The sequence below is a fragment of the Halococcus agarilyticus genome (assembly GCF_000334895.1).
Lineage (GTDB): Archaea > Halobacteriota > Halobacteria > Halobacteriales > Halococcaceae > Halococcus > Halococcus agarilyticus.
The window spans coordinates 43,860-57,002 of record NZ_BAFM01000014.1 but is presented as its reverse complement, the minus strand read 5'-3'; the positions used below and the strand labels follow the sequence as shown (position 1 = coordinate 57,002).

Here is a 13,143-nt window from a genome sequence, read left to right as displayed (position 1 = left end):
AGGCGGGACGATCCCGGCCAGCGTGACCGACCGTTCGTCGCTACACCCCCGACGACACAGTTCCATCCCTAACGATGGATCCGTGGCACGTGCTCGGCCTCGACGAGGCCGACTGGGGCGAAACCGGGCTGTTCTTCGTGACGATCGGGGTGTTGGTGGCGCTCGTGACGGTTGGCCTCGTGAACCCAACGCTGTTGACCAGCACGCTGAACGGCGCGTACGACTGGGTGTTGCACAACTTCGGGTGGTGGTTCATGCTGCTCGGCGGCGTCATGATCGTGTTCGGACTGTTCATGACGTTCTCGCGGTACGGAAAGATCCGGATCGGCGGCGAGGACGCCGAGCCCGAGTTCGGCCTCTACTCGTGGATCGCGATGGTCTTTACCGTGGGCTTCGGGAGCTCCATCGTCGTCTGGGGTGTCGGCGAGCCGGTCCAGATCGTGAACAACCCGCCGCCGCAGCCGTTCCCGGTGGGTGGAGCCGCACTCAAACCGCTCGCGCTCGCGTTCATGTTCCTTCACGAGTCGTTCCCGGGGATGGCGATGTGGTACATCCCCGTGACGCTCTCCTTCGCCCTGATGATCTACACCCAGTCGGTCTCGGAGTACAAGCTCAGCTCGATGCTCGACGTGGTGTTCGATCGAGAGGAGCACGGCTGGCTCTACTGGTTGGTCGATCTCTCGGCGCTCGTGGCGATGGTCGGCGGCATCGCGACGTCGCTCGGTTTCACCGCCCAACAGCTCGCCACGATCCTCGATACCGTCTACGGATTGCAGGCGACGGCGCTCACCTACGGGCTGTTCGCCCTCATCGGGCTGGTCTTCCTCGGCGACGTCTGGCTCGGGCTCCGCAGCGGGATCCAGAACGCGGCCCGGCTGACGATGGTGTTCATGGCGCTCGCGGCCGCAATGCTCCTGGTCGTCGGCCCGACGCTGTTCACCCTGAATCTCACGCTCGACGCGACGGGGATCTGGCTCAACAACCTCCCACGCCTGATGTTCTACGCCGCACCGACCAGCGGCGGAAGCTGGCCACAGCAGTGGACGAGCTTCTGGTGGGCGTGGTGGGTCGCGTGGGGCCTGTTCGTCGGGAGTTTCGTCGCCCGCGTCTCGAAGGGTCGCACCATCCGCGAGACGTTCGTCGCGCTGGTCGTCGTCCCCTCGGGGCTGGTCTGGGCCCAACACGGCATCATCGGTGGCTGGGTGCTCTCACCCGAGTACTTCGGCCCCGTCAGCGACGCGCTTGCCGCGAACGACATCCCGGCGGCCGTCGCCACAGCCATCAGTATCACGCCGTACGGCAACGTGCTCGGCGTTCTGCTCGTGCTCGTGATGGTCGGGTACATCCTCACGACGCTCGATTCGGCGGTGTTCATGCTGTCGGCGATCACGCTCGGCGACGAGAACCCGAACGCGCGCAACCGGGCGTGGTGGGGCGTGTTGCTCGCCTTCCTCGGCGTCATGACGCTCCGACTCCCGGCGTTCGACGCGATGCAGTCGTTCTCGCCGGTGATGGCGCTGCCGTTCACGCTGTACTTCCTCGTCTTGGTGTACGGGAGCTACATCACCGCGCGGGACTACTACCGAGAAGAACTCGCCACGCCCGACGAAGAGCCGTTTTTCACCTTCAGCACCCGGACGGAGTCCACGACCGGGGGCGAACCGGCCAGCGGCGGCGATGGCTACACCACCGACGGCGCGGGAACCGAAAACGACGACTGATGTACTGACGACTGGCGCACCGACGGTCCCGACCGTCAGGCGGTCTTCTCGGCGAACTTCTCGCGGACCTTCTCGATTTTCGGCTGGGCGTGGAACGAACAGTAGGCGTCCTCGGGATTTTTCTCGTAGTAGTTCTGGTGTTCCTCGCTCGCCTCGTAGAACGTCTCCAGGGGTTCGATTTCGGTCACAACCGAATCGTCGTACCCGCCCTCGGCGTCGAGCGCGTCGATGTACGCTGCGGCCGTTTCGTGCTGGGCCTCGTCGTGGGTGAAGATCGCCGAGCGGTACTGCGTGCCGACGTCCGGGCCCTGCCGATTCAGCTGTGTCGGGTCGTGGACGGTGAAGAACACGTCGAGCAGGTCCTCGTACGCGATGCGGTCGGGATCGTACTCCACTTGGACGACCTCCGCGTGGCCGGTGTCACCCGAACAGACCTCCCGATACGTCGGATTCTCGGTGTGGCCGCCGGCGTAGCCCGAGGTCACGTCGAGCACGCCGTCGAGCTCCTCCATCGGAGCCTCGATACACCAGAAACAGCCGCCAGCGAGCGTGGCTCGTTTCGTGTTCGTCATCAGTACCCGTTGGTGCGCGCCGGGGGAAAACCCATCGCTCCACGGGAGTTCGCCACCACAGCGTCCGAGACATCAGCAGCGGAGTGAACTATTTCACCGGGGCGCACGATCGAACGATCATGACTGATTGTACCGGCGCGGACCTGTTCGTGGATGCACTCGCCGAGTACGGCGTGACCCACGTGTTCGGCAATCCCGGGACGACCGAACTCCCGGTGGTCCACGCGATCGCCGACAGCGAGATCGAGTACGTCCTCGGGCTCCACGAGGACATCGCGGTGGGAATGGCGGGCGGCTACGCCCAGACCCGCCGGTATCACGCCCACCACGACGATGAGGTTCTCCCGCTGGGCGTGGCGAACCTCCACGCCACGCCAGGCCTCGCCCACGGTCTCGGGAACCTCTACGCAGCGAAGGTCGCCGGCGCGCCGCTGCTCGTGACCGCCGGCAACCACAGTACGGATTTCCGCCACGAGGAGCCGATCCTCTCCGGCGATCTCCTCCGACTGACTCGCCAGTTCTGTAAGGACAGTCAGGAGGTGCTGGACGTGAGCGCCGTTCCGACGATGGTCCGCAGAGCGGTCCGAACTGCACTGACGCCACCGACGGGCCCCGTCTTTCTGGGACTCCCGCTCGATACGATGCTCGCCGAGACCGACGCCGCTCCCGAACGCCTCGGCCCGATCCCCACGGCTGGCGGCGGCGACGCCGCGGCGATCGAGCGCGCAGCCGATCTGCTCGTCGAGAGCGACGCGCCGGTGCTGGTGGTCGGCGATCACGTCGCCCGTGCCGGGGCGGACGCGGTCGCGGCCGCGGTCGATCTCGCGGAGGCCGCCGGCACGCGGGTCCACGGCGAGATTCTCTCGTGTGAGGTCGACTTCCCGATGGATCACGACCAGTGGGTCTCGCCGATCCCGCCGGATGAGGACCTCGCGCGGACGCTGCTCGACGCCGACACCGTGGTGTTCGCGGGCTGTTCGACCAACACCACGCTGACGCGCCACGAGCGCGCGCTGGTGAGCGACGACACGACCTGCATCCACCTCAGCGACGCCGTCCGTGAGATCGGCAAGAACCAACCCGCCGACGCGGCGGTGATCGGCGATCCAGGTGTCGTGTTGGGCGAGATCGCTGCGAGGGTGCGCGACCGGCTCGACGAATCGGTGCGCGAGGAGCGACTCGAAGCGGTCGCGTCGGTGAAGGAGATGGTCGGCGCGCAGATGGCGGCGATGGACCAGGGTGAGGAGGACGACGGCGACGATCCCCGCGCCTCGAAGGCCGAACTCGTCGACGCGCTCCAGAAGGCCGCACCGGAGGCGTTCGTCGTCGACGAGGGCGTGACCGCGAAGTACGCGATGCTCACGCGGTGGCCGCTCCAGCCCGAGCAGTACATCTCGAACAAGGGTGGCGGCCTCGGCTACGGCCTCCCGGCGTCGGTCGGCGCGGCGTTCGCCGAGAGCCAGCGCGACGAGCCGCGCGACGTCCTCGGGTTCGTCGGCGACGGGTCGTATCTCTACTACCCACACAGCCTCTACACCGCCGCGCGCCACGATCTCGATTGCACGGTCGTGATCCCCGACAACCGCAACTACCGCATCCTGAAGGACAACACGCTCGACCTCTTTGGAGGGAACGAGGACGACTACGACTGGCCGGGAATGGAGTTCGAACCCCCCGTCGACATCCCGACGAACGCCGAGAGCCACGGCGCGCGCGGCGAACTCGTCGAGTCGCCCGACGAGATCGCGCCCGCAGTCGAAGCCGCACTCGAACGCGACGGCCCGGACGTGCTCGACGTCCTGGTCCACGACTGATCCGCGGCGGACGATTTATACACGCGATGTGCTAACGATAGACGGATGGATCGTTCGGGTCGTGTCGAGGCGGTGCTCGTGCTGGCAGTCGTTCTCGCCGGCTGCAACGGCCTCGTGATCGGGGGCGAGGGGACCCCCGAGCGAACGCTCACGCCGGCGGCCGTTCCGACGGACGAGCCGACCCCGACGCCCCGTCCCGATCTCGCGCCAGGCCTCACCGGTGACGGCGTCGCCGACCCGTTCACCCTCGGGAACGCCCACGCCTCGGTCCTCGCCGGGACGTCCTACACCCTCCACGAGAACGTCAGCACGGTGTATCGAAGCGGGATGATCTACAGCAGTGGAGCGGTCGAGGCCCGGATCACGGCGGACGAGGGGCGATACTCCGTGATCCAGACCGGTTCGCTGACGAGTGCCTCGTTTCCGGTGATCGAGGAGCGCTTCTGGTCGAACGGCGATCGGACGCTTTCGGTCCGGACGAGCACCGACGGGACGGCGTACGAGATCGCTCGGGGCGGCGACGACGGGCCGCTCCCGCTTCGCCAGGTGATGGCCGACGACCCGACCAACAGCGAACGGATCGCGACGCTGTTCGGCGCGATGGAGACCCGCGTCGTCGATCGGACGGTCAGGAACGGCACGCGGCTCTACCGCGTCCGGGGATCGGACCTGACGAGCACGTTCGCCCTCGACGACGAGTGGGAGAACCCACACAACGCCGTGCTGGTCGCGTTCGTCGATCCACGGGGGTTCGTCCACGAGTACCGCCTGCGCTACGTGGCGTCGCTCGACGGCGATCCGGTTCGCGTCAGTCGGCGGGTGCGCTACACCGACGTGGGCTCGACGACCATCGAGCGGCCGCCGTGGTACGAGGCCGCCGTCCGAAACGCCACCACGACATCCTCGAACGTCACCACGACACTCCCGAACAGGACGGACGCGTCGACCGCTACGACAGCCACGGCCGCCGGTGTGTCCCTGGTTACCGCTGCGTCCACGACTACGGCCGCCACCGCCCCCTCTCCCTCTTCCGCGAACGCGTCAGTCGGGTGAATCGGTCCGGAGCCGGTCGTCGTCGTCGTCGGTTTCGGGGAATATCTTCCCCGGGTTCAGCGTGCCGTTCGGATCGAGCGCCCGCTTGATCGCCTCCATCGCTGCGACCGCTCCCTCGCCGTGCTCGGCGATCATGTACTCGCGCTTGCCCCGGCCGACGCCGTGTTCGCCCGTCGACGTCCCGCCCATCGCGATCGCGCGCTCGACCACGGCGTCCGAGATGGCCTGGCCGGCTTCGAGTTCTTCGGGGTCGTCCGGGTCCACGAGCACGTTGTAGTGGACGTTGCCGTCGCCGGCGTGGCCGAAACACGGCACGTCGAGGTCGTGCTCCGCGCCGAGTTCCTTGGCATAGCGAACGAGGTCGGGGTACTGGCTGATCGGGACGGTGACGTCGCCCGGCTTCGCGGGCCGGCGCGGCGGGTCGTAGGCCAGGAGGGCATTGGCGAGCTCGCGGCGCGCGGCCCACAGCTCGTCCATCTCCGCACCGGCCGCCATTGCGAACTGCTCCACGCCGTGCTCGTCGAAGATCTCGCGACAGGCGTCGATCTCGGCGTCGACCCCGTGATTGGCGTGGAACTCGACGAAGACGGTCGGCGCGTCGGGGAGGTCGGTGCCGGAGTAGGCGTTCGCGATCTTCGTGCTCACCGGGTCGAGGAGTTCGATCGTGGCGACGTCGACGCCTGCCTGCATCGTCGCCGCGATCGCGGTCGCGGCGTCGTCGAGCGTCGCGAACACCGCACGCCCGCCGCTGACCTGGGCGGGCTGGCGTTCGAGCTCGAACGTCGCGCGCGTGACGACCGCGAGCGTCCCCTCGCTCCCCACGAGAAGGTCGTCGAGGTTGTAGCCGCTCGACGTCTTCTTCGCCCGGCTGCCGGTCTCGATCACGGTGCCGTCGGCGAGCACGGCTTCGAGGGCGAGCACCCAGTCGTGGACTTCGCCGTACTTCACCGTCTTCGCGCCGCTCGCGTCGGTCGCGATCATCCCGCCGACGGTCGAGATGTCGGCCGACTGTGGCAGCGGCGGCAAAAAGAGATCGTGCTCGGCGATCGCGTCGTTCAGGGTCCCGCCGAGCACGCCCGGTTCGACGTCGACCTGGAAATCGTCGGGGCGCACGTCGAGCACGCTGTCCATCCGCGTGAGATCCATGCTGATGCCGCCGCGAGCGGGGAGTGCGTTGCCCTCGATCCCCGTGCCCGCCGCGTAGGGCGTGACCGGCACGTCACGGTCGTTTGCAGCCGCGAGAACCCCCGAAGCGTCGGCGGTGGACTCGGGCCAGCAGACCGCGTCCGGCCTGACGCGATCTTCTTCTGGCGTGCCCCAGTCGCCGGCGTGGGAGTCACGATCGTCGTCGCCGAGCGAGACCTGGCTCTCGGCGAGAACGTCGGCGAGGAACGAGCAGTCGTGTGGCATACGAGATCGTGGACCGTGTGGCGCATAAAGCTCCGGCTCAGCCGGGCGCTCCTCTCCGAGTGCGGGGTGTCGGTTACTGGATGTCGAGCGTGTCGTCGTCGGTCACGTTGTCGGTGTCCCAGTGCAGCGCGAACTCGACGGTCTCGCGCGCACCGGAGTCGAGCATTGCCGAGTCGGAGTCGACTGCCATCCGGAACTCCACGGTGCGAGGCGGGTTGATGGTCGCGCTCTCGTTGCCGACCATGAACGTTACTCGTTCGCCGTGTCCCGATGTCTGCCCATCCATCTCGTGTCGATCGATCTCGTGCGAGCCTTCGCTGGTTCGGTCTTCGTTCGTTCGCTCTCCATCGGTCCGTTCACCACTCCCCGTTTCGTCCTCGCGTATCTCGCGGGTGGCATCGTCGGTCTCTCGGGACTCCGCGTCCGTCTCGTCACTATCCCGTGTCGCGTCGGCCGAACTCGTTTCGGAGCGATCCGTGCTCTCGGTTCCGGCGTGACCCTCGTTCGCGTCGAGTTTGTCGGCGAACTCCCGGAGGTAGGTGGCGACGTCGGAACGACTCATCTCCTGTTCGGTTTCGAGTTCTGCCATGTGATGCGATCACACCCCGCTTCCATATAACCGTTCAGCAGGCATCTGCCAGCAGATCGTCGACGATCCGTGGTCGATCGCCCGCGTGAACCGTTACTCGGACGTGTCCTCGTCGAGCGATCCCCAGCCGAGCCCGTTGCGGATGAAGTTCCGGTGGCCGCGTCGGAGTCGCTCCGACACCGACTGATAGGAGATGTCGAACTCGGCGGCGAGGCTCTCCATGTCGATCTCCCGGGGTATCTCGTAAAAGCCGAGATCGAGCGCGGTGGTCAACGTCTCGTACTGCTCCTCGGTGAGGCCGAACCGGCCCTGGCGCGCGCTGTCGAGCTCGTACACCTGCTCGACCGTGATCGAGTAGTCGGCGTTCTCGCAGAACTCGTGGGTGGTCGAGAGCGAGTCGCGGGTCGGGAACAGGACCCGGAAGCGCCACCGTCCCTCCCCGCCGCGCGCGTTGAGCACCGTCCCCTCCTCCTCGACGAGGATGTGGACCAAGACCCGGATCTGGTAGGTCCACTCCATCCGGTAGAGCGCCTCGCCCTCCAACTCCTCCAGGCGGGTCGCCTCCTCGACGCTCGGGTCGTTCGCCAGCGCGTCTTCGAGGGCGGGCAGGTCGTCACACTTCGCCCAGAGGTAGGGGATCGCGCAGTCCCGGTCGCGGGCGACCACCTTCACGATCTCGAACCTGGCGGTCGGCATCGCATCGAGCGTCTCCCACAGCGCGAACTCCTCGGCGGGGAGTTCGAGTTCGGCGATGGTCGTCATGCTCGGGACGATTCGTCCGGCGCGTATAGTTACTGGGTCCACCCGACCTTGTACTTTCAAGCACGATAACTCGTTCGTCGGTCGTGGCGAACACGTTCCCTGTGTATTCAGCGAATGATTTTATATTCGTACCGGTATGAGTGTTACTCACTGGCGTTCGCGTGAACGGCATCGCAAGTCGCTCACGCGGCGTCGGGAGCAACCAATGACACTCTCACACACCGTCGGCGACAGTATCGTTTTACAAACAGTTCCGGACTCGCTTCAGCCGTTAGTCGATGGGTTCCTCGAAGCCATCCCGCTGATCGTCGGCGCGCTCGTCATCCTGCTGCTCGGGTGGATCGTCGGCCGGGTTCTCGGCGGCGTCGTCAAGCGCATCGTGCGGCGCGTCGGTCCCGCCCAGTACGCCGAGGACACACCTATCGACCGCGAGGGCGACACCGACAGGAACCTCGCACAGGCGCTCGGCGATCTCACGAAGTACGTCGTCTACTTCCTCGCGGTGCTCGCCGCGCTCAGCTACGTGGGCATTTCGCTTCCCGGCGACTTCCTGACCGGCGTCGCCGGCGGCCTGGTGCAGGTCGTCGTCGCCATCGCCATCCTCGTCGTCGGGATCGCCATCGGGCGGTTCGTCGGCGGCCTCGTCGAAGACCTCATCGCCGGGTTCGGCCTCGAAAGCTACGCCCGCGACACGCCGCTCGACGATGCCACCGATTCGGTGAGGAACATCGCCACCGCCGTCGGCACACTCGTCGAGTTCGCGATCTACTTCATCGCGCTGCTCATCGCGCTCGATTACGCCGGCATCGCGATCCCCGGCGAGTTCCTGACGAACATCGCGAACGGGGCTGTGCAGGTCATCGTCGCCGGCGTCATCCTCGTGGCCGGGTTCGCCATCGGCCGGTTTGTCGGCAACCTCGTCGCGGGCATCGTCGCCGGGTTCGGCCTCGACAGCTTCGTCCGTGACACGCCGCTCGCCGACGCCACGGACGCCGTGGGTGGGATCGGCAACGCGGTCGGACGGCTCGTCGAGTTCCTGATCTACTACTTCGCGCTGGTCGCGGCGATCGACGCACTCGACTTCCCGGCGCTCTCGGAGCCGCTGACCGCCTTCATCGGCCAGATCCCGCTGCTTCTCGGCGGACTCGCCGTCCTCGTCGTCGGCATCTACGTCGCCGACCTCCTCGGCGACCTCGTGGCGAGCGCCGACGCGAGTCGGGCGGCCGACATCGCCGGTCTCGCGGTCCAGCTGTTCGTCTACTACATCGTCATCGTCTTCGCGCTCGACACGGCCGGGTTCGACACGTCCGTGCTCACGAGCCTGTTCAACACGGTCATCGTGGCGTTCTTCGGCGCACTCGGGCTCGCGCTCGCCATCGCCATCGGCATCGGTCTCGGCTGGGGCAGCAAGGACTACGTCGCCGACAATATCGACGGCTGGATGCGCCGGGCGAGACGCGGTGCGTCCGACATGGCAGAGGAGGACGGAAGCGGCCGCCGGGGTCGTGGAAGCGACGACACGCTCGGCGACGGCGATACGTTCGACGACAGCGATTCCTTCGACGACGACAGCGGTCCGGGTGGCCCGAGCGGGACGGGAGGCTCCGGACCGAGCGACGACTGATCGTCGCCCTGCATCCACGCACAACGACTTTTTACGCACACCAGCCCTCCCCGAGTCATGGCCAGCCTGCTGGACGGCTACGACCGATCGCGGATCCCGCTGTGGCTGGCGGCGATCGCCCTCGGGATCGCGCTCGCGTTCGTCGTCTACCGCTACATCGGCACGTTCGTCCTCGGGCTGTTCGTTTATTATATCACGCGCCCGATCCACCGCCGGATCGCCGACTGGATCCCGACGTCGAGCCTCGCCGCGGCGGTCTCGCTGCTGTCGATCACGCTCCCGATCATCCTGCTCGTCGCGTACACGGTCTCGGTGGCCGTCACCGAACTCCAGGGCCTCGCCGGCACCAACGCGGAACAGCTTGACGCCCTCGTCCAGCCGATCCTCGCGGACGGCGGCCTGTCGATCGACAGCCTGCGCGAGCTGGCGACCTCGGCGATCCAGGACCCCGGACAGTATCTCGGACCAGGCGGGCTCGAATCGCTCGGCGGGGCGCTCGGCACGACGACGGGGTATCTGGGTGCGGCCGGCAACGCACTGCTCCACCTGTTCATCGTGCTCGCGCTCGCGTTCTACCTCCTCCGCGACGATCACCGACTCGCCGCGTGGTTCCGGACCGAACTCGCTGGCGAGCGGACGCCGGCGTACGCCTACCTCGATGCGGTCGATCGCAACCTCAAGACGATCTACTTCGGGAACATCCTGAACGCCTTCGCGACGGCGATCCTCGCGGCGGTCTCGTACAACGTCCTCGACCTCCTCAGCCCGCCCGAGATCGGCGTGCCGTCGGCCACCCTGCTGGGGCTGCTCACCGGCGTCGGCAGCCTCGTGCCCGTGGTGGGGATGAAGATCGTCTACATCCCGGTGGCGCTCGCACTCGCCGGCCAGGCAGCGCTCATCGATCCGACGCTGCTCTGGTTCCCGCTGGTGTTCGCGGCGGTCTCGCTCGTGATCGTCGACACCATCCCGGACCTCGTGCTCCGGCCGTACGTTTCGGGCCGGTCGCTCCACACCGGCTCGGTGATGATCGCGTACATCGTCGGCCCGCTTCTCTTCGGCTGGTACGGCCTGTTCCTCGGCCCTCTCCTGTTGGTGCTGATCGTCCACTTCGCGCGGATCATCCTGCCCGAACTCGTCCGTGGCGAGGCGGTGACGACCCGAGCGACCGCGGGCAACCCGCTCGATCCCGACGACGGCATCGCCGCCCCCGAGCCCGAACCCGTCGATCCCGACGCCGATGCGGAGCGCACCGACGAGACCGCTGGCGATGCCGACCGCACGGACGACACACCGACCGGTTCGGGAACGACGCAGAGCAGCGACCAGGACCCCCAGTCCTCACCCGACGGCGGCACGCGACCCCCGAACGACGGGTGACGGACCCGGCCGTTCGCGACACGTTCTAACTGGGTCGAATCGGATCCACCCGGATCGAGTCAGGACGTGTCTCGTGCTGGGGAGTCGAACACCGAGCGCGGTCGGCCGACGACGGCGCGGACGGCCCAAGAAAACCACTTCCCTCGTCGTCCCCGATCCGTTGACGAGACAGGATGGAAAACGACGGAACGAACCGGTTCGGTACACCTCTCGAACGGGTTCTCGTCGGGATGACCGGCATCGTCGGCGCGATGTCGATCGGCTACGGTCTTTACGCACACATCTCGGTCACGGCGATGATGGGAGCACGTCACTGTGACGGCTGTACGCCGTGGCATCCCCTGTTCGTCGTCGCGCCACTCGTCGGCGGAGCCGTGCTGGTTCTCGGGACGGTCGCGTTCCTCGTCTCCCGCCGGTAGCGCACACGATCGCCGATTCCCGACTCGGGTGTGTCGGCGGCCTGGCGTGCGAGACGCATTCGACGACGAACTACTGAAGGCGAGGCTTTTCCGGCCGGCGACCGTCGATCGAGGTGCATGAAGGCAATCGAGGTGACCGAGTTCGGTGGGAGCGACGTCATCGAGGCGACCGAGCGCGACGTGCCCGAGCCGGGCCCCGGCGAGGTCCGGATCGACGTCTCGGCGGCGGGTGTCAACTTCGCGGACATCATGCAGCGCCGCGGTCACTATCAGGGCGGCCCGAGCCCGCCCTACGTACCCGGAATGGAGGCCGCCGGCACGATCGACGCGGTCGGCGAGGGCGTCGATCGCGAGGTCGGTGAGCGCGTGGTCGCGATGACCGACGCGGGCTACGCCGAGTCCGTCACCGCCGACGCCGCCGGGCTGTTCGACGTGCCCGAGTCGATGGACTTCGCCGAAGCCGCGGGCTTTCCGGTACAGTTCCTGACCGCCCACAACACCCTGTTCGAGTGGGGTGGGTTGGAGGAGGGCGAGCGGGTGCTGATCCACGCGGCGGCGGGCGGTGTCGGCACCGCAGCGACCCAACTCGCGAGCGAGGCGGGTGCGGAGGTCTTCGGGACCGCGAGCACCCAGGAGAAGCTCGATCTCGCCGAACGCCTCGGGGTGGACCATCCGATCAACTACACGGAAACCGACTTCGCCGACGAGATCAACGACGCCACCGACGGCGAGGGTGTCGATCTCGTGCTCGACGGGATCGGTGGCGATACCACCACGGAGAGCCTCGACTGTCTCACTCACTTCGGTCGGATGGTCTCCTACGGCGCAGCGAGCGGCGAACCGGGCTATCCCGACACCAGCACCCTCCTGTTCAACAACTACACTGTCTACGGCTACCACCTCGGCCAGTCGATGCAGCGCGACCCCGAGCGCGTGCTGAGCGCCGTGCCGAACCTCACCGAGCTGCTGACCGAGGGCGGCCTCGAAGTGATCGTCGGCGAGACGTTCCCGCTCGAAGACGCCGCCGCAGCACACGAGCACATCGAGAACCGCGAAAGCACCGGCAAGGTCGTGCTCGAACTCTAACCGTCGACTCCTCGCTACTCGACCGGCAACGGAGCCGTATCGATCGCATCGCGTCGTCCGTCGAGTACCGAAAATCGCTCGTTACGGCGGCGTTCGAGCCAGTACAACAGTCGTTCGGCCCACGCGAGCTTCTGCCGTTTCATCGATCCCACCGAGTCGTCGTCGAAATCCCAGCCGACGAACTGCAACCGACGCGCCCCGCAGTGATCGGCGAGGAAGGCCGTGCGGTCGCCGTCGGTGAACCCGCCGAAATTTCGGACCGATCCGACGGGTGCGGCCTGGGTCGTTGCGAGCACGTTCGCGGCATCGAGGGTCGGGACGACATCCCGGACCAGGGGCTCGTTGTCGCCGTGGGCGTGGACCGCGACTGGCGTTCCGCGTGCGGTGAGATCGCGCACCGTGTCGGGATTCTTGTCGAGGTCCGTCACCATGCAGTCGACCTCGATACCGGCTTCACGCAGGCGGTCGGCCGCGGTCGAGGCGGCGAACACGGGCCCATCCGAGAGCAGTTCGTCCGACAACGAGTCGAGATCGGTTTCGAGCGAGGGGCCAGCGCCGACGATCACGACCGATTCGCCCGAGATGTCGAGCCGAGCGAGATCGAACGGCTCGGCGAAGCCGGCGAGGATGTCTCGCACGCGGTCGTCGGCCGCGCGGTCGAACCCGAAGTCGGTGAGGATGGCTTCGTAGACCGGCTCCCACGCCTCGAACTGCAT

Annotated in this window: 12 protein-coding genes; 7 read left to right on the top strand and 5 right to left on the bottom strand. The window is 67.1% G+C overall.

Annotated elements, in window-relative coordinates; translation table 11 throughout:
* The first annotated feature begins 74 nt into the window (after positions 1-74).
* Positions 75-1,721: a BCCT family transporter gene (locus TX76_RS12095; RefSeq protein WP_049902754.1), complete on the top strand. Its 1,647-nt coding sequence runs from the start codon at positions 75-77 to the stop codon at positions 1,719-1,721.
* Between the two features lie 35 nt (positions 1,722-1,756).
* On the opposite strand, the gene msrA is transcribed toward TX76_RS12095, so the two are convergent.
* Positions 1,757-2,293 (bottom strand): peptide-methionine (S)-S-oxide reductase MsrA, encoded by a 537-nt coding sequence (msrA, locus tag TX76_RS12090; RefSeq protein WP_049902753.1) that lies wholly within the window; start codon positions 2,291-2,293, stop codon positions 1,757-1,759.
* A gap of 119 nt (positions 2,294-2,412) precedes the next feature.
* Here msrA and TX76_RS12085 point away from each other — a divergent pair, with 119 nt between their 5' ends.
* Both TX76_RS12085 and TX76_RS12080 read left to right on the top strand, forming a co-directional pair.
* Positions 2,413-4,107, top strand: a complete 1,695-nt coding sequence (locus tag TX76_RS12085) for a thiamine pyrophosphate-binding protein (RefSeq protein WP_049902752.1) — start codon at positions 2,413-2,415, stop codon at positions 4,105-4,107.
* Between the two features lie 45 nt (positions 4,108-4,152).
* Positions 4,153-5,160 carry a DUF7537 family lipoprotein gene (locus tag TX76_RS12080; RefSeq protein WP_049902751.1) on the top strand — a complete coding sequence of 336 codons (1,008 nt, stop codon included), beginning with the start codon at positions 4,153-4,155 and terminating at the stop codon, positions 5,158-5,160.
* On the opposite strand, the gene TX76_RS12075 is transcribed toward TX76_RS12080, so the two are convergent.
* The 3 genes from TX76_RS12075 to TX76_RS12065 all read right to left on the bottom strand — a co-directional run bounded on the left by TX76_RS12075 (position 5,149) and on the right by TX76_RS12065 (position 7,921).
* Positions 5,149-6,570 (bottom strand): FAD-binding oxidoreductase, encoded by a 1,422-nt coding sequence (locus TX76_RS12075; protein WP_049902750.1) that lies wholly within the window; start codon positions 6,568-6,570, stop codon positions 5,149-5,151. The genes TX76_RS12080 and TX76_RS12075 overlap by 12 nt on opposite strands.
* Positions 6,571-6,643: 73 nt before the next feature.
* Complete coding sequence (locus TX76_RS12070; protein ID WP_049902749.1) at positions 6,644-7,159, bottom strand: amphi-Trp domain-containing protein; 516 nt, start codon at positions 7,157-7,159, stop codon at positions 6,644-6,646.
* A 93-nt stretch (positions 7,160-7,252) separates the two neighbouring features.
* Entirely contained in the window at positions 7,253-7,921 is a 669-nt protein-coding gene (locus TX76_RS12065) for a helix-turn-helix domain-containing protein (RefSeq protein WP_049902748.1), read from the bottom strand.
* 205 nt (positions 7,922-8,126) lie between these two features.
* Between TX76_RS12065 and TX76_RS12060 the strand changes: the two genes are divergently transcribed.
* The 4 genes from TX76_RS12060 (at position 8,127) to TX76_RS12045 (ending at position 12,427) form a co-directional block, all read left to right on the top strand.
* The gene (locus TX76_RS12060) at positions 8,127-9,545 is read left to right on the top strand and encodes a mechanosensitive ion channel family protein (protein WP_079890822.1); all 1,419 of its coding nucleotides are present in this window, start codon (positions 8,127-8,129) and stop codon (positions 9,543-9,545) included.
* Positions 9,546-9,602: 57 nt separating this feature from the next.
* Complete coding sequence (locus TX76_RS12055) at positions 9,603-10,922, top strand: AI-2E family transporter (RefSeq protein WP_079890821.1); 1,320 nt, start codon at positions 9,603-9,605, stop codon at positions 10,920-10,922.
* Positions 10,923-11,095: 173 nt separating this feature from the next.
* Entirely contained in the window at positions 11,096-11,341 is a 246-nt protein-coding gene (locus tag TX76_RS12050; protein WP_049902747.1) for a hypothetical protein, read from the top strand.
* A 117-nt stretch (positions 11,342-11,458) separates the two neighbouring features.
* On the top strand, positions 11,459-12,427 hold the full coding sequence (locus TX76_RS12045; protein WP_049902746.1) for a quinone oxidoreductase family protein: 969 nt from the start codon (positions 11,459-11,461) through the stop codon (positions 12,425-12,427).
* A gap of 14 nt (positions 12,428-12,441) precedes the next feature.
* On the opposite strand, the gene TX76_RS12040 is transcribed toward TX76_RS12045, so the two are convergent.
* Positions 12,442-13,143: a 6-hydroxymethylpterin diphosphokinase MptE-like protein gene (locus TX76_RS12040; protein WP_049902745.1), complete on the bottom strand. Its 702-nt coding sequence runs from the start codon at positions 13,141-13,143 to the stop codon at positions 12,442-12,444.

Coding starts and splice junctions, on each gene's coding strand:
- TX76_RS12080 (WP_049902751.1), top strand. CDS start 4,153: ATGGATCGTTCGGGTCGTGTCGAGGCGGTGCTCGTGCTGGCAGTCGTT.
- TX76_RS12085 (WP_049902752.1), top strand. CDS start 2,413: ATGACTGATTGTACCGGCGCGGACCTGTTCGTGGATGCACTCGCCGAG.
- TX76_RS12040 (WP_049902745.1), bottom strand. CDS start 13,143: ATGCAGTTCGAGGCGTGGGAGCCGGTCTACGAAGCCATCCTCACCGAC.
- TX76_RS12095 (WP_049902754.1), top strand. CDS start 75: ATGGATCCGTGGCACGTGCTCGGCCTCGACGAGGCCGACTGGGGCGAA.
- TX76_RS12050 (WP_049902747.1), top strand. CDS start 11,096: ATGGAAAACGACGGAACGAACCGGTTCGGTACACCTCTCGAACGGGTT.
- TX76_RS12065 (WP_049902748.1), bottom strand. CDS start 7,921: ATGACGACCATCGCCGAACTCGAACTCCCCGCCGAGGAGTTCGCGCTG.
- msrA (WP_049902753.1), bottom strand. CDS start 2,293: ATGACGAACACGAAACGAGCCACGCTCGCTGGCGGCTGTTTCTGGTGT.
- TX76_RS12070 (WP_049902749.1), bottom strand. CDS start 7,159: ATGGCAGAACTCGAAACCGAACAGGAGATGAGTCGTTCCGACGTCGCC.
- TX76_RS12075 (WP_049902750.1), bottom strand. CDS start 6,570: ATGCCACACGACTGCTCGTTCCTCGCCGACGTTCTCGCCGAGAGCCAG.
- TX76_RS12060 (WP_079890822.1), top strand. CDS start 8,127: ATGACACTCTCACACACCGTCGGCGACAGTATCGTTTTACAAACAGTT.
- TX76_RS12055 (WP_079890821.1), top strand. CDS start 9,603: ATGGCCAGCCTGCTGGACGGCTACGACCGATCGCGGATCCCGCTGTGG.
- TX76_RS12045 (WP_049902746.1), top strand. CDS start 11,459: ATGAAGGCAATCGAGGTGACCGAGTTCGGTGGGAGCGACGTCATCGAG.